The sequence below is a fragment of the Haloferax sp. KTX1 genome, from assembly GCF_902410085.1.
Classification (GTDB): Archaea; Halobacteriota; Halobacteria; order Halobacteriales; family Haloferacaceae; genus Haloferax; species Haloferax massiliensis.
This window is the reverse complement of record NZ_CABPRH010000165.1, coordinates 1-454: the sequence shown is the minus strand read 5'-3', so window position 1 is coordinate 454 and position 454 is coordinate 1. Positions and strand designations below refer to the sequence as shown.

Here is a 454-nt window from a genome sequence, read left to right as displayed (position 1 = left end):
AGGGATGACGCCGTTCACGATTTTGTAGTCGTCGCCCGCGATTAGCCGTCCGCTGTGACGGCCCGCTGGCTCTCTGAGTTCGGCCAGCGTCGCCTCATACTCGTGGGAGCTGTTGATATACACCCAGTCGAGCGAGTCGGTGTCGGCATCACGGAGCACGGAGATGGGCCCAGCGTCCCGCAGACGGACAGCACCCCGTGCTCGCTACAGCGCCGCTCGACAGCCTGGCGCTCCTCGTCGCTTTCCCACTCATCGACCAGAGAGAGCGTCTCCGGCCGCGTGACCCGGACGATTGATTCGGCGAACCGTCTCCGGACCGCGAACTCGGCGGCGGTCGCGCTGGTCGGCATGTATTCGAGGAGGTCCGTCCGGTGGGGGAGGAGTTGCACGTTTTCAAGCTCTGCCGCCGGGAGCGACTCCGGGACAGCTTCCTCTCGGTTCAGGATGGTCGCTG

At 65.4% G+C, this 454-nt stretch carries 1 pseudogene; it reads right to left on the bottom strand.

Annotation, left to right across the window (positions count from 1 at the left end):
• Positions 1-41 precede the first annotated feature (41 nt).
• Positions 42-454, bottom strand: a pseudogene (locus FY251_RS22755) (class I SAM-dependent methyltransferase); the annotation flags it as partial.